The following is an 18,020-nucleotide window of genomic DNA, read 5'->3' on the forward strand; positions in this document are numbered from 1 at the left end:
CGCAAAGCCGACATCGGCAGGCACGTATGCGGCTTCCAGACGATCTGGATCGTCGGTCCATTCCTTCGGAAGATACAACGCGCGATCGATGAACGCATGACCATGACGCGAAACGTAGGTAGCGAAGACGCCGATCTGGCAGTTCGTGATCTTCCCTGCCGAACCAGTGTATTGCCGCGCCACTCCGCACGAGGCCTTACCCTGCTTGAGAAAGCCGGTCTCGTCGATCACGAGCACCGCATCGTCATCCGCCAAGTGCTCGATGACATAGTCCCGGACGATGTCGCGCAGGGCATCAGCGTCCCAATCCCCGCGACCCAGGATCGCCTGCTGCCGCCATGGGCCGGGATCGCCAGCCGCCTCCGCGCGCATCCAACCGGTCTTGCGCTGCTCATCTCCGAGCAGACCTTCCAGGAACAGGCCTGCATTCGTCGCCACACGCTCTTGCGTGAACAACGGACGTATCCGCTGCTTGACCTCTCGAAGCGACGCCGCCCACAACGCAAGCGTCTCCTCAACCGACGCGGCCCGCGTCCACGACATTCGAATCATGGTTGCCCATGGATTCAGAAGCCCGCAAACAAAGCAACTGTAATGCTAGGGTTCAGACTCAATTGATCCAATAAGCGGCGAGGTGGACGGCGGCCAAGAAGTTTCTGGCAAGTTTGTCGTAGCGAGTAGCAACACGCCTGAAATCCTTGAGCCGGCAGAAACAGCGCTCGATAACATTGCGCCCTTTATAGAGGCGCTTGCTGAAGCTGTGGAGGGTTACCCGGTTGGATTTGTTTGGAATGACGGGTTTCGCGCCGCGATTGACGATTTCGGCGCGAAAGCCGTCGCCATCGTAGCCTTTGTCCCCAATGAGGGAAGACATGGGCGGCGCGAGCTTCAAAAGGGCCGGCCCTGCGGCAATGTCTGCGGCTTGTCCCGGAGTGAGATGAAATGCGCAAGGTTTGCAATCAGGGTCGCTCAGCGCGTGGATTTTCGTGGTCCGCCCACCGCGCGAGCGGCCGATCGCCTGTTCACACTCCCCCCTTTTCCGCCGCTCGCCGAGCGATGCGCTTTGATCGAGGTGGAGTCGATCGACAAAGCCACTCGGTCCTTGCCGCAGCGGGCGAGCGCTTCAAAGATCGCCTGCCAATGTCCGCGCTTAGCCCAGCGATTGAACCGATTGTAGATCGTCGTGTAAGGGCCATAGTCGGACGGGCAATCGCGCCAGCGTGCGCCGCACTGGAGCATGTGAATGATACCGCTGATAATGCGTCGATCGTCTTCGCGCGCCGGGCCGGTCTGGTTCGTTGGCAGATGCGGCTCTATCTGAGCCCACTGCTTGTCGTTGAGCCAGAACAGTCCTTTGCGCATCGAAGTCCCCCGTGCCGAATCAACTTGGCACGAGGGAATCAGAACTCGCTAATTAGGTACAGACCCTAGCATTACAGTTGCTTTTGTTGCGGGCTTCTGAATCCATGGGCAACCATGATTCGAATGTCGTGGGCGCGGGCCGCGTCGGTTGAGGAGACGCTTGCGTTGTGGGCGGCGTCGCTTCGAGAGATCAAGCAACGGATACGTCCGTTGTTCACGCAAGAGCGTGTTGCGACGAATGCAGGCCTGTTCCTGGAAGGTCTGCTCGGAGATGAGCAGCGCAAGACCGGTTGGATGCGCGCGGAGGCGGCTGGCGATCCCGGCCCATGGCGGCAGCAGGCGATTCTGGGTCGTGGAGACTGGGACGCTGATGCCCTGCGCGATATCGTGCACGACTATGTCATCGAGCATTTGGCGGATGACGATGCGGTGCTCGTGATCGACGAGACCGGCTTTCTCAAACAGGGCAAAGCGTCATGCGGAGTGGCGCGGCAATACACTGGTTCGGCAGGAAAGATCACGAACTGCCAGATCGGCGTCTTCGCTGCCTACGTTTCGCGTCATGGCCATGCGTTCATCGATCGCGCGTTGTATCTTCCGAAGGAATGGACCGACGATCCAGATCGTCTGGAAGCCACATATGTGCCTGCCGATGTCGGCTTTGCGACCAAACCAAAGCTTGCGACGAGAATGATCGCACGCGCGATAGCCGGGTCTGTACCATTCAAGTGGGTTGCCGGTGATACCGTCTACGGTGTTGGCAACATCGAACAGCAACTACGTCGGGCAGGCAAAGGCTACGTGCTTGGGGTCAGCAGCGCTCATGTGTTTCGATCCTGGGGCAAGCGACCGCCGGTCGCCGGTACGGCTGCAGACCTCGCCCGGACGCGGCGCTCATCCGACTGGAAGCGCCTGTCGGCGGGAGCCGGAACCAAAGGACCGCGGCTGCACGATTGGTGTTATCTCGAATTGGCGGATCTCGAGGCCGAGCAGTCCAACAGTGCAAATGACGGTTTGTGGACACGCGGTCTACTGATCCGTCGTCGCATTGCCGATGATGACCTCGCCTTCTTCACCACCTGGTGCCCAGCGGGAACAGCCATTGAAACGCTGGTCGCGGTCGAAGGCCATCGATGGGCGATCGAGGACAGCTTTGAAACCGCGAAAAACGAGTTCGGGCTCGATCACAACGAGAGCAGATCCTGGCATGGCTGGCACCGTCATGTGTCCTTGGTGATGCTCGCCTTCGCCATGATGGCCGCGATCCGACATCGCGCTAATCCGCCACCGCCCAAAAAAACGAAACGGCGCCCCCCGGCAAAAGCCAAAACATAACCACCCCACCACTGATCCGTTGGTCAATCCAGGAAATCCGCCGCATTGCTATCAGACTTGCGCGGAAGCGGATTCAACCCGCACACATCATCGCATGGTCCTTCTGGCGCAGAGCTCACCAGGCTGCCGCTCAACGCGCCCACTTCAAATCAAAAAAGCAACTGTAATGCTAGTCCGAATCTTCCGAAGAAGGCTCAACAGGACTCTCGTTCGCAAACAGAACTGGCGCAACAGCGAGCACGTCAATTGGACCATATCCAACACGCTTGTAACAATCCATCGAGGGGACATAATCGGTGAAACTGGTCTGGGTAATGACAGCACAATATGCAATGTCGCTCTCGTCGACCTCGCCGCAGCCAGCTGAATGGTACCTTTCGACCATCGCGCGCTTATTGGTATTTGTTGCATACGGCGGATGCGACACGGCCATGATCTTTCGTAGACCGCCAAAGTCCAGAAAGCGCATGTAGTCTGGAACATAGTCCAAGCTCTGCCTCCTCCCACATTCTTGTGCTTGTTTTGCGGGCATGTAGATGTACAATAGCTGATCTATCTTTGAATTGCCGGACTCCTGGCTCGCTGCAATCCGCTCCAATTGAGCGGAGTGGGTCGAAATAGTCATGAACGGATAGACGCAGAGCGTGTCGGCCGATTCGACTTCCAAACCTCGAGACCGCACATTTGAAACCCAAGCGCGCTGCGCAACGAGCAACTGGTCATTAAGAAAATCATTGTATCGCGTCTCCTCTTTGCTTAGGCGGTCTTGCAGCGGTTTTCGAGAGGCTGGCTTAAAGAGGGCGGCAACATAGGTTGGGCGCTTGTAGGGGGGGAGCGCTGTTTGAGCGGAGTAATCGCGCCATTGCTGGCGAGGTGCCCCGAGAACGCAACCCATTCGAGTCTACCGGAAAGTTGAGCTGCAATTTGAAAAATTGCCTGGGCACTCTGATATATGCGCGTTTGGTACGAAAGTGGGTGTTTGCACAGCACAAACGAAGAGCGACAAAGCCATATATAATGCTCAATCACCAATCAATGCCCCCCTCACTAGCTTTCATTGTTGTCCGGGGACTAATCTGGCGCTTCCAGAATTCGTAGCGGTAACTTGCTCTTGGTGACGTGTTGTTGCTTAGCAAGCCGGGTAGTCCCGTGCAGAACACGATAAGTTGCGCCCCCTGAACTATAGCGAGGGCTAACGGCTGCACACAATATATTATTTATTCTCTGTCGTAGTTCCGCCGCTAGAACAGTATTTGCCCCTTCCCCTATGCGACAGCCGTTTTTCTCTCACCCTCGCCCAAGAAGCACGTAAGCTTTTGCAATGAACCGCGCCGGGTTTGCCGGAGGCCGTTTGGTTTAAGTTACGCCGCGATGGCGGGTTGTTCCAGCATGGCGTAGTAGCGTTGCTCGGCTTCGGCAGGCGGGATGTTGCCGATGGGCTCGAGGAGCCTTCGGTTGTTGAACCAGTCGACCCATTCGAGGGTAGCGAACTCGACGGCCTCGAAGTTCCGCCACGGTCCACGCCGATGGATCACCTCCGCCTTGTAAAGTCCATTGATCGTTTCGGCGAGAGCATTGTCATAGGAGTCTCCGACGCTACCGACAGAAGGCTCGACACCAGCTTCAGCCAAGCGCTCTGTGTACTTAATGGATACGTATTGGGCGGATTCAAACGGTCGTCGCAACACCAGTTATTTTCACTCATGACAGCAATTCGTCAAGCGCCTCCGCCGGCGTTTTCCAGCCTAGTGGTTCATCACAGTGATTTTGACTCTTTGGGGGTGGCTGGATAGGCTCGGCCGAGTTTGGCGCGGGCTTTATCTGTTGTGAACATCCATTTGATGCGGGCTCGGGTTTTATTCCGCCTCTTTTGCCATGCTGCGATCTCGTTTCGGAGCCTTTTGGGATCGTCGATGCGGCGGCCGAGACACTGGCGCTGTAGCACGCTGATCTCGCACTCGACCATATTGAGCCAACTGGCGTGCTTCGGGGTGAAGTGGAATTCGAGGCGGCGCAGGATGCGCCGGGCCTCGGCGGGCGCGAAGGCCTCATACAGCGCCCCAGGCTTATGGATCGACAAATTGTCCTGCACGACACGGATGCAGGCGGCGTCGGGATAATGGACGTCGACGAGATCACGCATGCAGTGGGCGTAGTCCACGGCGGCGCGGCGGTCGGTGACCTTGACGTTGCGCCAGCCCCGATGTGGATCGAAGGTGACGAAGAGATTGGCGGTGCCGTTGCGGCGATACTCGTAATCGTAGCGCTCGCGCTGTCCCGGTTGGGCCGGGACCGGCTGGCGCACCTCGCCGATCAGCTGGATGGGAGTCTCGTCGAAACAGACCAGCGGCCGGGCGGGATTCTGCGTCTCGGCGTAGAGGTCGAGCACGTTCTCCATGCGGGCAACGTATTCGCCGTCGACATGCGGAATGCACCACATGTCCCTGCGCCACGGCTTGAGGTCGTTCTCGGCCAGCCGGCGACGCACGGTCTCGCCCGACAGGCTGTTGTGATCGGTGAGCTTGACCATCGTGTCGGCCAACAGCGTCAGCGTCCAGCGTTTGCAGCCGGCGGGCGGCTTGGCGCATGCGGTCGCCACCAGCAGGGCTTCCTCCTTGCCGGTCAGCTTGCGCTCAGCGCCCGGACGCGGCTCCTCGCTCAAGGCCCGCTCCAGATTTCCTTCCACGAAGCGGCGCTTGGTCCGGCCGACGGTGGAGAGGCTGACACTCACGGTCCGAGCAATCTCCTCGTCGCGGCAGCCTCCATCGGCCGCCAGCAAAATCTGCGCCCGCTTAAGCTTGCGGGCGGCGTGCTTGCCGCCGCCGAGCATCGCCGTCAGTTCGTTGCGCTCGGCTTGGTTCAATTCGACCCGATAACGTACATTCATGCTTTGCCTCCTTGTCGGAGGCCGGGACGAATCCAACGATGAGTCAAAAATCAGGCGCGCGCTTCACCGAGAAGCAGGGTTATTACCTGGCTTTCATCCATACCTACGCCCACATGTTCGGACGTCCACCCGCCGAAGCCGACATCCAGCGCCACTTCCGCGTCAGCCCGCCTTCGGTCCACCAAATGATCGTCACCCTCGAACGAAACGGCTTCATCCGACGTCAACCTGGCGTCCCCAGAAGCATCGAAATCCTCGTGCCGCCGGAAAGCTTGCCGATCCTCGAATGGCTCGGTATCAAAACGTCGAGATCACTGTGATGAACCACTAGTGTCTTTCTCGGTCGGGCATTGAGGGCCGCTGCCACAGCGGATATCTCGTCGGCGCTGTGGATGCTCAGGTCTGTGCCTTTCGGGAAGTACTGCCGCAGCAACCCGTTGGTGTTCTCGTTAGTGCCGCGCTGCCAAGGGCTTTGCGGGTCGCAGAAGTAGACCTGGATACCCGCATCGATCTTGAGACGACCGTGCTGAGCCATTTCGGCTCCCTGATCCCAAGTCAGCGAGCGACGCAGTTCTTCGGGTAAGGTGATGACGGTGCGCGTGATCGCGTCGCGCACGGCTTCGGCCCCGTGTCCCGCGAGCGCAGGTCCGTTCTTCACGCGCGGCGCTTCGCCATGCCCCGCCAACCGGGGAAGGTGCAATAGCATCGTGGAGCGCGTCGTGCGCTCGACCAGCGTGCCGATTGCCGAGCTGCCAACACCGAGGATGAGGTCTCCCTCCCAATGTCCCGGCACTGCTCGATCGGCAACTTCAGCAGGGCGCTCACTGATCATGATCTCCGGGGAGACAAAGCCTTTGCCTGGCCTGCGTACGCGCGCTCTGGGCATCCGTAGTACACGCCCTATTCGCAAGCAGGCCGTCAGCTCGCGGCGCAGCGCGCCACGGCCCTGAACGAAGAGAGCTTGATAGATAACTTCGTGGCTGATGCGCATCGTCTTGTCGTCCGGGAAGTCGATCGGCAAGCGTCGGGCAATCTGCTCAGGGCTCCAGGCTTTGGCCCATCGCCGATCCTTGCGTGGGCCATGCCGGCGCCCCTTCCACGGAACGGCGGGACCAGGAACAGGAGCGCCGGTCGGGGCTACGACGCCGCCAGCAAGTCTCTCCTCCACATAAGTGCGCAAGGTTGCATTGAGCGCAAGCTTGGTCGGCTTGGGCCGGCGGGCGGATCGATCCGCATGCCATTGGGCAGTTGTTGCCCGATACTCCAGCCCGCCGCCGCGGGTGGCCGCGTTGCGCCGCAGTTCACGGGAGACTGTCGAAGCAGCCCGCCCCAGGCGGCGTCCAATCTGCTGTATGGAATGGCCCTGCACCTTGAGAAGTGCGATCTCCTCGCGCTGAATCAACGAGAGGTACCGCCCGGAGAGCGCCTTTGCCGAAGATCTGAACATCGCTGGTGGCATGCCGCCCGCCTTTCGGAATAATCTGCTTCCGACAGGTTGTGACAATCCGGCTTCGAGTGCAGCATCTTCGCTGCTTAACCCAGCGGCAATCGCCCGCCAACATTTATTCTGTTCATTGCGCCCTGCAACAGAGGGCCGTTTTGGCGACGGCAATGGGGCTCGTCCTGACCGCGCCGATCTGCGCCTTACAACGTTCATCGCAACCTCCAAACTCCGAGTGTTGCGACGACCGTTTGAATGCGGCGCGACAATCAGGATGGAAGTGGAGCGTCAATCTGGATGTGAAGAGGCCGACGGGCTTGTAATGCAGGGAGGGCGTAGCCCGACCGGAGTTACGAGCCCGCCGGCGGCGCGATCCCGGAAGGGGCCGTGCCGCCCGGTGATCCCGGTCGGCCGGGTATGGAGGTGGTTCTTCTGCGAGGGGGAATCACTTTGTGCCTGGCCGCCATGTAACCGATCACCAGATGAGGCTCTTTATGAAGTTCCGTCAGACTAATCCCACTGCCGCCGCGGCGGCGAAGGCGTCGATCAGTATCGCCACGGCCTATCGCATCGAGAAGGACCCGAGGCTGCCCTCGCAAAGGAAGGCGCCCCGCGAGCGGCGCCGGCCCGACCCGTTGGGCGATATTTTTGAAGCCGAGGTCGTGCCCATGCTGCAGGCTTCCCCGGGCCTCCGCTCCGTCGCTATTTTTGAGGAGATGATCCGGCGGCATCCCGAGCTGGGCGGCGGCATTCGCCGCACGCTGGAGCGGCGCATCCGATCGTGGCGCGCCATTCATGGCGCGGAGCGTGAGATCATTTTCCGGCAGGTGCATGAGCCCGGCCGGATGGGCCTTTCGGATTTCACCGACATGGGCGATGCCGGCATTGCGATCGCCGGCGCCGCGCTGGATCACCGGCTCTATCACTTCCGGCTGGCCTATTCCGGCTTCGAACACGCTCATGTCGTGCTCGGCGGGGAGAGTTTCGTGGCCTTGGCGGAAGGGCTGCAGAACGCCCTGTGGTCGCTCGGTGGCGTACCGCGCGAACACCGCACCGACAGCCTTTCGGCGGCCTTCCGCAATCTCGACCCCCAAGCCTGCACAGACCTGACGCGCCGCTACGATGAGTTCTGCCGTCATTACGGCATGACGCCTTCGCGCAACAATACCGGCATCGCCCACGAGAACGGCGCCATCGAAGGCCCGCACGGCCATCTCAAGCGCGCCATCCAGGACGCGCTGCTGATGCGGGGCTCTGCCGATTTCGCCGATCTGGCCGCCTATCGCGGCTTCATCGACGAGATCGTCAGCCGCCGCAACGCCCGCAATGCCAAGCGCATCGACCTCGAACGCGCCGGACTGCAGCCCCTGCCGGGCCAGCGGCGTCCGCGTCACCTCCTCGGGTGGCTTCACGCTGCGCAAGGTATTCTACACCGTGCCCTCGCGCCTGATCGGCCATCGGCTCCGGGGTGCGCCTGTTCGACGACCGGCTGGACCTGTTCATCGGCGGCACCCCGCTCATGACCCTGACGCGGGGGCGCCCTCATGCTTCCGGCAAGCACGACCAAGTGGTTGACTATCGCCATGTCATCCATTCGCTGCGCAGGAAGCCGATGGCGCTGCTCAGCCTCGTCTATCGCGATCAGCTGTTTCCACGCGACGCTTACCGGCGAACCTTCGACGCGCTCCTGATGCGCCTGCCGGAGCGCCAGGCCTGCCGCGTCATGACCGATCTGCTCGCGCTCGCCCATGAGCGCGGCTGCGAGAGCGAACTGGCCGACAAGCTTTCCACCGCTCTGGAGACCGGGCAATTGCCGGACATGGCCGCTTTGCGGGCCCACTTCGCGCCCGATCCCGCCGCACTGCCGAACGTCGAGATCCACCTCGTGCCGCTCAATGTCTATGAAGCCCTGATCGGTGCCGGCCTGACGATGGGAGACGTGGCATGAAGACGAACAGCACCATCGATACCGCCAAGCTTGGCATCCTTCTCAACGAACTGCGTCTTCCTGCCATCAAGCTCATATGGCCCAAATTCGCCGAACAGGCCGATAAGGAAGGCTGGCCCGCTGCCCGTTTCCTCACCGCCATCGCGGAACACGAACTCGCCGAGCGCGATCGCCGCCGCATCGAGCGCCGTCTCGTCGAAGCCCACCTCCTGCCGGGCAAGACCCTCGACACCTTCGAGTTCGAGGCCGTGCCGATGATCTCCAGGGCCCAGATTATGGCGATTACCGCCGGCGACGCCTGGCTCGAGAAGGGCGCCAATCTGCTCCTCTTCGGTCCGCCCGAGTCAGATTCATACTGCCCATCTCGCTACCCCCTTAGAGTTGAAGCTCTTTTTGACCCGGATCGCCAGACGATGGCCGCCGGAACCGCCGCGCATGCGCGGCGCGCTTGACATCGGGATGTTCCAGATCAACCGCTTTGATCATCCACGGTGCGCCTTTGCACAGCTGCTGCGCAGGCAAGCTCTGTTCTTCGATCAGACGGCGAACCGTCGAAGGTCCGCTTCGCTGACCCGGTCATTAGAGAAGAAGCGGTAGGCTGCCTTGGTATTCGCCCAATCCTGGCAGACGAGCGGAATACTTTGTCCCATGGCGCTTCCAATCTGCGTGAGCAGTTTGCGGAATCTGTCGCCGAGCCGCGCGTCCCTAAACTGACATCCACTAATCTCTCGATCAATCCAACATTCACCGTCCAAGAATCGCAAACAGCCTTTTGCCGATCGATCCCTCAATGTCAGCCCCATAGAGCACCCCCTCGCGAATCAGGTGCTCAGCAAGGAATCACAAGTGATTCTTTCGATTCAAGATTTCGCCGATCAGCGGATCAGCTCGAGTGGTCAAAGTTATGGGTAATTGAAAGCCAGTGAAGCCCAGTGAAGACCAGTGAAGCCCGGTGAAGGCCGCCTCGCCGAATGAGCGTGATGTTGAGAACTGTCCTTCAGTGATAGGCGCAGTGCCCGAATCGAACGGCTTGAGGCGGTGGAGACGGGCCGGCGGCCGCGCTGGTCCGAAGATGAGAAGCTCAAGATCGTCCTGGAGAGCTTACAGGCGCCGCGGCAATAGCGCGGCGGCGTTTCGCGCTCATTGCTGCTGCGATGGCGACAGTCGTTTCGGCCTGAGCCGAAGGATACCGCCCGTTAACCCGTTAATCTGGCCTAGTACCGGCCATGGTGATCGCGGAATCTGGGCCGCCGCCGTGTCCGGTCCCGCCGTCCAACAGCGGCGGGTCGATCGAGATCGAGTTTGCTGCGGTGGCTCGGATGCGGATCACGGGTACGGTCGACGCGGCGACGTTTGATTATTGCCATTAAGACTTCCCCCGGCCTGCCGCCGCCTGCCGCGGCGGCAGGATGTATGGCTTTGTAGGCTTTCTTTGTTTGTGCATTCGTGCACTCATCCAGCGCCGCGGCTCGCATTCAAGGGTCTTCGACACCACCTCGCTGAGCTTGTGCGGCCGCTCGGCTGCCGCATTTGCCGCATACACAAGGCGCCGGTTCAACGATGCGTTCGACTAGCAGATTGTCGCGGCAGCGGACGTCGAGGCGGTCGCGGATTTGTGCACGTTTCCGTTTGGCGGCTTCTGGAGGTCTGGAGCCGCGATCTCGGCCTTGCTTTCCTGCTCGGCCTGGGCAAGCTTGAGCTGCTCGATCAGCAGCATTAAGCGGGATCAGGTCCGCGAGGTTGCGCGTGTTGATGAGGGGCTCGCGGATATTGCGTACCAATTGCCCGGCAGGCTGCCGAGGAAGGCTTCCGTCGCGTTCAGCGTTTCAATCCGCGCGCCAAAACCTTCGGTCTGGATCAGGCGACGGACCGCCTCGGCCTTCTCCTGCAGGCGCGCGCTGCTCTCGTCGAACAGCACGATGACCGGCGTGTACTAGCTGTAGGCGACGAGTTGTGAAGAGGCTTCCGCGTTCGCATCCTCAGTCTCAGCCACCATCGCGGCCGCATCCTGGTCGACCGAGCGGCTTTGCGTATGGAAGAGCTGTCGGTGGAAGGGGCGGACCTTCTGCTGCCACTTCTTTCGGGTGCGCTCGAGCTTCTGCGGGGCGTCCTGGCCGTCGAGGAACATGAAGCGTGACGACCAGCGATAGGTCAGCGGCATCAGGTCGAGCCAATTGACGATTTCCCGGCCAGCTCTCGGCTGGAAAATCGTCGATCGCGACCACGCCGACAAAGCGGTTCTCGACCGTGGGCGACAGGCCGTGCTGGAGCTCGGCCGTCGCGAGCCAGTCGAGATACATGGGATGTCCGGCAAGCGGATGGGGTGATTTTCGCCGGTGATGCAGAAGCGGATGAACTGGAACAGTTCATCGTAGCGCGCCACGCGCGTGCCATCGCGCTCCTCAATCTCGCGCGTTTCCATGCGTCGGATGGACAGGACGCTCGTGAGATATTGCTCGACTTCGCGGATGGAGGCGCGGAAGCTCTCGATCGCCGTATCAGCATAGGAGGCCGACCGGCTCTCGGCATCGGAATAGAGGTAGCGCGCCAGTCCGGCGCGCCGCCGCTCGGGCCGCCGCCAGGACAGAATGATCGCGTGGCGGCTCTCGAAATGTCCCCTCTCCTGCTCGAACGGCTGCGGCGTTCGTCGTCGATCGCGCGCGTCACTGAATCGGGAAAGTGGCAGTCCTGCCCTGCAGGATAATCCGTGGTGGGCCCGCGCACCGCCTCGACCTGGACCATCCAGCCTGAGCCGAGGCGCGCCAGGATCGTGTTGATCTGGCGTGAGACCTCGTTGCGCTCGGCGTTCGTCGAGCTCTCCGAGTCCGGCCCGGCAAAATACCAGCCGGCCATCAGCGAACCGTCCTTCAAGAGCACGATCCCGTTTGCAACAAGCCCTGCATACGGCACGAGATCGGCGAAGGATGGGCCAGAGTGACGGAAGGAGCGCAGCGCGATCAGCATGCCGCCTGCATACGCGCTCCCGCGAAGGGATAATCGAGATGCAGCTCATCGAGCCGACGCATCAAGGCAAGGTCCTCGGCCGAAACTGGCCGAGGTTCATAGTAGACCGTGCTGCGAGCCAGCTTCAGGACCTTCGCCTGGCGCACGATAGAAAGATCATGACCGCGGTCGATCATCGCTTTGCGCTCAGCAGGCCCGCCTTGGTGAGCGCGCCGGACAAAAAATCGTTTTCCAACGCCAGCTCGCCGATCTTGGCATGTAACGCCTTCAAATCGACCGGCGTCTCGGCCGATGCCTTGTCATGCCCAAACACGCCGGCGGCGCCTTCCAGGAGCTGGTTTTTCCAGATCGTGATCTGGTTCGGATGAACATCAAACAGTTGCGCCAGCTCCGCCAGCGTCTTGTCGCCTTTGACCGCAGCCAAAGCAACCTTCGCCTTGAATGCCGGAGAATGCGTCCGGCGGCTCTTCTTCGTCATCTTCGCTCCTGATTCGCGGCAAGAATCCTCGCCGCTGTCAGGCAGAAAATCCACTCAAGCTACTGTCCGAATTTGCGGAGCCAGCTCTCTTTTCCGGCGTCGCGCCCATCAGCACCAGCATGCACTCGCCGTCGTCTTCCATGCGCGCCTGGAATCTCAGCGCGATGCCGCATCGTCGCGAGAATACCGGCCAGGGCAGCCAGTTCACCAGCCCGCCTTCACCGGTAGGTTGGCAGCCACCGGCGTGACGGTCGCGGCCGCTGGATGGACAAAGTGTTCATCGAGCGGCTGTGGCGCTCTCTCAAATTCGAGGACATTTATCTCAAGCGTTATTCGGATCGCCACGAGGCCAAAGCCGGAATCGCGAGATGGATGAAATGGACGCCGATTTTGGGACGACGTGCTGAGTTGGAAGGAGATTTTCCGTTTCATAGACGGAGCGCATGATTACGAAGAGGAGACGCAAGACCGAGGCTGCACTGAAGGCAACGATCGCGCCGGAAGCGTTGCGGGAGCAGGCGACCAAGGCTGCTCTGGTTGACCGCTATGAGGTTCAGTCAGCCACAGCAGCGTAGGCCACGTCTCGCTCCTTATTGTGGCTGGCGTTGATCCAGAGCCCAACCGCGCCGATCAGAAGAAGAGCGACGCCGCCAATCACGACCCAATCGGGGCCCCGGTTCAGGATCGTATCGCCGACGCCGACGCCAACTGCGACACCAACGGCGCACGTTGCGCTCCTGTCTTGAGCAACAGCCCTGCTCTGTGCAGCGATGCCATCCTGCTTTATCTCCGCTCGGTCCTCCTCCGTTAGTTGCCCTGTTCCGCGCGTCAGCCACATGGTGACGGCCTGCGCCTCAACCTCAGCAATGCGCCGGGACCAACCCTTACCGAAATGCGCTCTCGTTAAAAGGGACTGCACAAAGCCCCGACGATTCGCGCAAATCCGTTGGATTGTCGCTTTGCCATTAGCGGCAAGCGCCTTCGCAATCGTCTCATTTCCGACGATACCATCCTGTTTGGCCTTGACCGCCCCTTGCAACCAGCGAACGCCTCGCCGAGGCCCGGACATCACGCTAGCATCAAACGTCGCGAGATCGACGCCGTAAGGCAGATGATCACCGTGCATTTTGTTCCAATAGTCCTTTTCATAAATCGACTTTGCGTCCTCAAGCGTCAGGTTCTTGATGTCGAGAGTCGGATATGCATGTGCTGCGATGCCGTATTTGGTTCCTTTCAGAGTTCCGATGCCGACGTGCCCGCCGGTCCAATTGCCCCGATCATTTGGGTTGTTCGAGTATCCGCCTTCGTATTTGACAGTCACAGCCAGACAGGCTGGACGATTTTCGGCTGCCACAGTCAGGTTCAGTCCAAGTGAGAGCTTACCTTGGAGGCTCTTGCCGTGCACATCGTCATGGCAAGCCTCGTGATGTCGTTTGTCTTCTCGAAGGTCTCGCCTTGGCAATATCGGCGCGAACAATGCCTATGATGCGCGGGTGGACGGCTCCTCAATCGGCGACGCTATCGCAAAGGCCTGAATCTGGCCGAGATTAAACACGTTCATTACACGGAACGGCTTGCCTTCAGCGGAGACAAGCTCACGTTCCACCGTTAGCGTATCCTTGGTGCGGACAATTGTCCCCTCGAAGTTTTGCCAGGATCCACCGATGAATGCTTCGAAGCGGGTGAATTTGGTAGCTTTCGGCTCGCGAGATGACGTCATCCATAGTCTCCTTTGCCGCATAGGGTTGGTAGATACGGTCGTGAAGAGGGCCCACTCGATCCGAGTGACGAGGAGCGGGCCGAAACTGGCAGCCGCCGCAAGACGGCCACGCCTTGGCGTTATTTTGTTCGTCTAGTGAAGGCTCATTCATGTAACTGGTCTGGAGTCGATCTGCCTCACCGACGCCAACACTTACTCAGATCCCCATGTTCAAGCCGAACAGCTTCTGCTCATCAGTTGTTGATCCTTGATGAGATCGCGCACGACGCTTACTGCCCGGCCGGCGAGGCTCTTTCGATTTCGCCTGCCTACTGGCCTTTGATCAGCGCTCTGATTACCGACGCGATCATGGGCGCGACGCGGAGGGCGTGGCCGACCAGGCTCTTTTCGAGTCTGTCTGGCTGCTGGCCTTCGACGATCGCCCTGACTATCGAGGCGATCGTCGGCAGGAGACTCGCATTGTTAATGCCGAACAACTTTTGCTCGGCGGAGCGCTGATGTCTCGCAATGTCACCTACAAGCTGGCCGGCTTGGCCGGGAAAGCTGCTGGCATCTATGTCAAATTGCTGCTCCCTGAATGCGGCAGCGACCATCGAGGCGATCGCGGAAGCCAAGATTGCATTTTCCTTAGCTGAAATCGTTGGCTCCGCAGGGATGTTCTCTTTAGCCAGGAGGGTTAGCAGTTGAATAAGCGTTGATGCATCCATAGTTGATCCTTCCATAGCTGATCCGTCAGTTCGCGCGCGTTCAACGATGTCGAGTCGGCCCGACGTGAGGTTGGCTCCGGTCTCCCAGCTTTCATCAAGCTTGGGCTGATCAAAGTTGATAAAAGTACGAAGGCGTAAGTCGCCCGGAACCGGGGGCTCCTTTAGAGTAGGCGTCTGGGTAAGCCCGATACCCTCGATGATTGACTGCACGCCTCTCGTAAGCGCACCCAACGGTGCTCCGCGACCGCGCTCCTTTAAGGATTGGAGCAAGGCAAAGGTAAAGGCCGACTTCCCTCCCGTTGATGGGGTGCTCGCGGCCGCCGGTTCGCTTTCGAGACAGGCGGACAGAAGCACGCCGTTCAGCTGCACCGGCCGCGTTTTATCCAATCGGAACGCGGAGCTAGCGGCCTGCACGTGTGACGTTTTGAGGAGGGGCCCCACACCAAATCGTTTAACTTCTACTGCGTTGTCCTCAGCGTGGACGTGGTCGATGAACTTCTCGCTCGTTGGATGAGTATAGGCTTTGACGCGAGCCCGATTGGTTTCACCACACTTCCTAGAGACCGGCATCAGCAAGCGTTTTTCGAGCCCTCCGGAAAAGCAGCAATCGGCGATGAGGGTGAATATTCCAGGCGGCAGGCTTTGCGTTATCTGACTGAGCGCGTCATCGAAGAGATATCCATCGTAGAGAACCATGCATTCTTCGACCAGCCCGCTTCGCAATTCAGCCGATCCGTGACCAGAAAAGAAGAAAACCACTCGATCATCGGGCGATGCGTCTGCGAGTAGCTTCTGAAGCGCGGCTGTTACATTGGCTACCGTGGCGTCGGAATCGACAAGGCGAACGATTTCCTGGAATGCGTAATCCTCTTTGAGCATCTTCTCGAAGGAGTTGACGTCATTAATACAGCTTGGAAGGCGGTTGTTGCCGCTTTGATAATCGTTGATCCCCACGACTACGGCCCGCCGCTTCGCGGCGCTTGTCTCACGTGCGGCGGTCGCGTCGCCCTGCGATTGCTTCGGGTTCGGATGTTCAGGCATGGAACTCTCTGCAGACGGCGTGCCGCGGAAGGTGCTGCCGTTACAATACAGTCGCCTCGACAGAAGTGTCGTGAAACTCACGTCAAACGCGAGGGTGGCGGCTCATTCACTCTCTTGAATGACGGCGGTTCACTCTCAGCGCGATCAGGTGCGATAAGAGTGCTGGAGGGCGCGAGTGCGACACTCGCAGAGTCGAATGGATCCGGAAGAAATCAGACTGCGCTTTCATCTCATTGTGCGCGTTGATATAGGTCAGCGGTTAGAGATGGGGCGATGACATTTGAGATCGAGTTTGAAGGAAGTCAGGCCACTACTGCGACTGCGCGTCTTTGGCGCCATGGAGGCGTGGAGTTGGACGGGCGAAAGCATTCTGCCCCGCGGCCGCAAAGCTCAGGCAATCTTGGCTTATCTCGCCATGTGCGGGGAGTCTACCGTCCCGCGCAGCCGCCTTACCAAGTTGCTCTGGAGCACGCGCTGGGATCAACAGGCGCGAGCCAGTCTCCGGCAAAGCTTTATGGAGCTGAGGCGAGGCATGATCGCGATCGCTCCGGAACTGATTTGCATCGAAAAAGACCGCGTCTCGCTGAAGATTGCGAAAGTGTGGATCGACGGGATCGGCATATCGGCCCGCGCCCAACGGTCAGTATCCCAGCGGGATCCCGACACGTTTCTTGAATCCCTGCGCGGCCTCGACGCGGCATTCGACCAGTGGATCGACACGAAGCGGTCGACGTTCACGCAATCGGCAGACATGGAGGTTTTTGCAACTTTTGGAGAAGATGCAACAACTACTCAGGTCGCAGCCCGTGACGACTGAAATGGACCCGCGGAGCGGGGCCGCTTGAAGCGGTGTGTTAGTTGAAAGCTGACCGACTCCTGATCCCTTTGTATCACTCTGCCAGAGACTCTGGCTGCTTCAATTGTTTTGGAGATGTGGTCAACGCGTCAGAGGCTGCGCAAGAACCGCCCGCCTGACAGAATAATCGAAGTCAACGGGGCCAGAGCCGTGCGTGTCGTTAGTTCTGACCTGGCGCCTTGTGCCGTACCGGAGCCGCGATCTCTTAATCCGCAATCGCGCCTACGCTCGCGACTAGTTGGCCAGGCTTTCGATGAAGCCCTGAATGCCAAATATGCTTGGTAGCCGGCCGAGAGCTGCTTTGGCCGCAGCGGGCCGTCGCATATAATTGGCCCACTATCGTTGCCGTCATTGACGACCTCGCTGGCAACGATCAATTTGTGTTTTTCGTCCGTCGCGAGCTGCACACCGTATCCGGCGATCGTGTGGCCGCGCTTCGTCAGGAGGCGAGCATCGGCGTCGCGGTGCGCGACAGCTGTGTCTCGCCGTTCTCCTCCAGACGAGCGAAATCCGCCTTAGGTAGGTGTGGACACTTATCGCATCCATAAGATGATGGCTGCGAAAGTGACGACGGCAAGGTAATTTCGGGCGGTCTTTTCGAAGCGGGTTGCGACGCGGCGGAATTGGTTGAGCTTGGAGAAGCATTCGAGCTATCGCCCAAAGTTGGTGACGGCGGGAATCGGAAAGGCGGCATATCGTGGGGGTGCTGGACGCCTCCACTTCTCCACCGAAGGAGCGATATGCTGTGTCCAACGATAACGTCATCCATCTGATTCAGCCAGGAATCTTCGACGATCAACTCACAGAAGTCTTGCGCAATAGGGCACGTGCCCTTCTCGCCAAAGCGGTCGAGGCCGAGGTTGCAGACGTTCTCAGCCAGCATGCCGATTTGAAGAGCCGGGACGGCCACCAGCGCGTCGTCCGCCACGGTTACCTGCCGGAGCGCGAGGTGATGACCGGCATCGGTCCGGTCGCCGTCCGCCAGCCGCGTGTACGCGATCGCGAAGCGGACGCCGCCGATCCTGCCGCCCTACATGCGCCGGTCGAAGTCGATCGAGACGCTGCTGCCGATCCTTTACCTGAAGGGTATTTCGACCGGCGACTTCTCCGAGGCGCTGGCTGCGCTGCTCGGCAAGGATGCTGCCGGGTTGTCGGCATCTGCCATCGGTCGCCTGAAGGATAGCTGGCTCGACGAGCACGCCGCGTGGCAGAGGCGCGATCTGTCGGCGAAGCGCTACGTCTACATCTGGGCCGATGGCATCCATCTCCAAGCGCGCCTCG

15 protein-coding genes and 9 pseudogenes are annotated in these 18,020 nt (G+C 60.0%); 8 read left to right on the forward strand and 16 right to left on the reverse strand.

What is annotated here, in order from left to right; all coding sequences use genetic code 11:
* The 3 genes and pseudogenes from IVA82_RS45895 to IVA82_RS45905 all read right to left on the reverse strand — a co-directional run.
* Positions 1 to 552: IS701 family transposase (locus IVA82_RS45895; RefSeq protein ID WP_247493943.1), on the reverse strand; the 552-nt coding region annotated here is incomplete at its 3' end.
* 58 nt (positions 553 to 610) lie between these two features.
* Positions 611 to 1,111, reverse strand: a complete 501-nt coding sequence (locus IVA82_RS45900) for an IS5 family transposase (RefSeq protein WP_247493954.1) — start codon at positions 1,109 to 1,111, stop codon at positions 611 to 613.
* Positions 1,051 to 1,362: pseudogene (locus IVA82_RS45905) on the reverse strand (IS5 family transposase); the annotation flags it as partial. The pseudogene IVA82_RS45905 and the gene IVA82_RS45900, both read right to left, overlap by 61 nt.
* 114 nt (positions 1,363 to 1,476) lie before the next feature.
* Here IVA82_RS45905 and IVA82_RS45910 point away from each other — a divergent pair.
* The gene (locus tag IVA82_RS45910; protein ID WP_247398974.1) at positions 1,477 to 2,697 is read left to right on the forward strand and encodes an IS701 family transposase; all 1,221 of its coding nucleotides are present in this window, start codon (positions 1,477 to 1,479) and stop codon (positions 2,695 to 2,697) included.
* A 169-nt stretch (positions 2,698 to 2,866) separates the two neighbouring features.
* Here the strand turns inward: IVA82_RS45910 and IVA82_RS45915 are convergent, their stop codons facing one another.
* The 3 genes and pseudogenes from IVA82_RS45915 to IVA82_RS45925 all read right to left on the reverse strand — a co-directional run bounded on the left by IVA82_RS45915 (position 2,867) and on the right by IVA82_RS45925 (position 5,584).
* Positions 2,867 to 3,592: a RolB family protein gene (locus IVA82_RS45915; RefSeq protein ID WP_247493944.1), complete on the reverse strand. Its 726-nt coding sequence runs from the start codon at positions 3,590 to 3,592 to the stop codon at positions 2,867 to 2,869.
* Positions 3,593 to 4,058: 466 nt separating this feature from the next.
* A pseudogene (locus IVA82_RS45920) lies at positions 4,059 to 4,361 on the reverse strand (integrase core domain-containing protein); the annotation flags it as partial.
* Between the two features lie 92 nt (positions 4,362 to 4,453).
* Positions 4,454 to 5,584, reverse strand: coding sequence for an IS630 family transposase (locus IVA82_RS45925; protein ID WP_247493955.1), 1,131 nt, complete (start codon positions 5,582 to 5,584; stop codon positions 4,454 to 4,456).
* Positions 5,585 to 5,622: 38 nt separating this feature from the next.
* On the opposite strand from IVA82_RS45925, the gene IVA82_RS45930 reads away from it, so the two are divergent.
* Positions 5,623 to 5,904: a helix-turn-helix domain-containing protein gene (locus IVA82_RS45930; RefSeq protein WP_247493945.1), complete on the forward strand. Its 282-nt coding sequence runs from the start codon at positions 5,623 to 5,625 to the stop codon at positions 5,902 to 5,904.
* Here IVA82_RS45930 and IVA82_RS45935 read toward each other — a convergent pair.
* Entirely contained in the window at positions 5,808 to 7,241 is a 1,434-nt protein-coding gene (locus tag IVA82_RS45935) for an IS30 family transposase (protein WP_247493946.1), read from the reverse strand. The two genes, IVA82_RS45930 and IVA82_RS45935, sit on opposite strands and share 97 nt — an antisense overlap.
* Positions 7,242 to 7,507: 266 nt before the next feature.
* Here IVA82_RS45935 and istA point away from each other — a divergent pair.
* Together istA and IVA82_RS45945 are read left to right on the forward strand one after the other, a co-directional pair.
* Positions 7,508 to 8,973 (forward strand): annotated as a pseudogene (gene istA, locus IVA82_RS45940) (IS21 family transposase).
* Positions 8,970 to 9,314 (forward strand): annotated as a pseudogene (locus tag IVA82_RS45945) (ATP-binding protein); the annotation flags it as partial. The pseudogenes istA and IVA82_RS45945, both read left to right, overlap by 4 nt.
* Before the next feature lie 195 nt (positions 9,315 to 9,509).
* Here IVA82_RS45945 and IVA82_RS45950 read toward each other — a convergent pair.
* The 3 genes and pseudogenes from IVA82_RS45950 to IVA82_RS45960 all read right to left on the reverse strand — a co-directional run bounded on the left by IVA82_RS45950 (position 9,510) and on the right by IVA82_RS45960 (position 11,395).
* On the reverse strand, positions 9,510 to 9,776 hold the full coding sequence (locus IVA82_RS45950; RefSeq protein WP_247493947.1) for a transposase: 267 nt from the start codon (positions 9,774 to 9,776) through the stop codon (positions 9,510 to 9,512).
* A 767-nt stretch (positions 9,777 to 10,543) separates the two neighbouring features.
* A complete protein-coding gene (locus IVA82_RS45955; RefSeq protein WP_247493948.1) occupies positions 10,544 to 10,690 on the reverse strand; it encodes a hypothetical protein in 147 nt (48 codons plus the stop codon).
* Positions 10,691 to 10,699: 9 nt separating this feature from the next.
* A pseudogene (locus IVA82_RS45960) lies at positions 10,700 to 11,395 on the reverse strand (hypothetical protein).
* A 285-nt stretch (positions 11,396 to 11,680) separates the two neighbouring features.
* Here IVA82_RS45960 and IVA82_RS45965 point away from each other — a divergent pair.
* Positions 11,681 to 11,911, forward strand: coding sequence for a hypothetical protein (locus IVA82_RS45965; RefSeq protein WP_247493949.1), 231 nt, complete (start codon positions 11,681 to 11,683; stop codon positions 11,909 to 11,911).
* Between the two features lie 34 nt (positions 11,912 to 11,945).
* On the opposite strand, the pseudogene IVA82_RS45970 reads toward IVA82_RS45965, so the two are convergent.
* Both IVA82_RS45970 and IVA82_RS45975 read right to left on the reverse strand, forming a co-directional pair.
* Positions 11,946 to 12,415, reverse strand: a pseudogene (locus IVA82_RS45970) (IS3-like element ISRj2 family transposase); the annotation flags it as partial.
* A 37-nt stretch (positions 12,416 to 12,452) separates the two neighbouring features.
* Positions 12,453 to 12,623, reverse strand: coding sequence for a hypothetical protein (locus tag IVA82_RS45975; protein ID WP_247493956.1), 171 nt, complete (start codon positions 12,621 to 12,623; stop codon positions 12,453 to 12,455).
* Between IVA82_RS45975 and IVA82_RS45980 the strand changes: the two are divergent.
* Positions 12,598 to 12,796: pseudogene (locus tag IVA82_RS45980) on the forward strand (IS3 family transposase); the annotation flags it as partial. The gene IVA82_RS45975 and the pseudogene IVA82_RS45980 sit on opposite strands and share 26 nt — an antisense overlap.
* 172 nt (positions 12,797 to 12,968) lie before the next feature.
* Here IVA82_RS45980 and IVA82_RS45985 read toward each other — a convergent pair.
* The 3 genes from IVA82_RS45985 to IVA82_RS45995 all read right to left on the reverse strand — a co-directional run bounded on the left by IVA82_RS45985 (position 12,969) and on the right by IVA82_RS45995 (position 15,883).
* A complete protein-coding gene (locus tag IVA82_RS45985) occupies positions 12,969 to 13,892 on the reverse strand; it encodes a glycosyl hydrolase 108 family protein (RefSeq protein WP_247493950.1) in 924 nt (307 codons plus the stop codon).
* A gap of 3 nt (positions 13,893 to 13,895) precedes the next feature.
* A complete protein-coding gene (locus tag IVA82_RS45990) occupies positions 13,896 to 14,135 on the reverse strand; it encodes a hypothetical protein (protein ID WP_247493951.1) in 240 nt (79 codons plus the stop codon).
* A 308-nt stretch (positions 14,136 to 14,443) separates the two neighbouring features.
* Positions 14,444 to 15,883 (reverse strand): caspase family protein, encoded by a 1,440-nt coding sequence (locus tag IVA82_RS45995; protein ID WP_247493952.1) that lies wholly within the window; start codon positions 15,881 to 15,883, stop codon positions 14,444 to 14,446.
* Between the two features lie 292 nt (positions 15,884 to 16,175).
* Between IVA82_RS45995 and IVA82_RS46000 the strand changes: the two genes are divergently transcribed.
* A complete protein-coding gene (locus IVA82_RS46000) occupies positions 16,176 to 16,700 on the forward strand; it encodes a hypothetical protein (protein WP_247493953.1) in 525 nt (174 codons plus the stop codon).
* A 572-nt stretch (positions 16,701 to 17,272) separates the two neighbouring features.
* Here the strand turns inward: IVA82_RS46000 and IVA82_RS46005 are convergent.
* Positions 17,273 to 17,383, reverse strand: a pseudogene (locus tag IVA82_RS46005) (IS5/IS1182 family transposase); the annotation flags it as partial.
* 101 nt (positions 17,384 to 17,484) lie between these two features.
* Between IVA82_RS46005 and IVA82_RS46010 the strand changes: the two are divergent.
* Positions 17,485 to 18,020: pseudogene (locus IVA82_RS46010) on the forward strand (transposase); the annotation flags it as partial.

Origin of the sequence: Bradyrhizobium sp. 142 (assembly GCF_023074015.1) — a bacterium.
GTDB lineage: Bacteria > Pseudomonadota > Alphaproteobacteria > Rhizobiales > Xanthobacteraceae > Bradyrhizobium.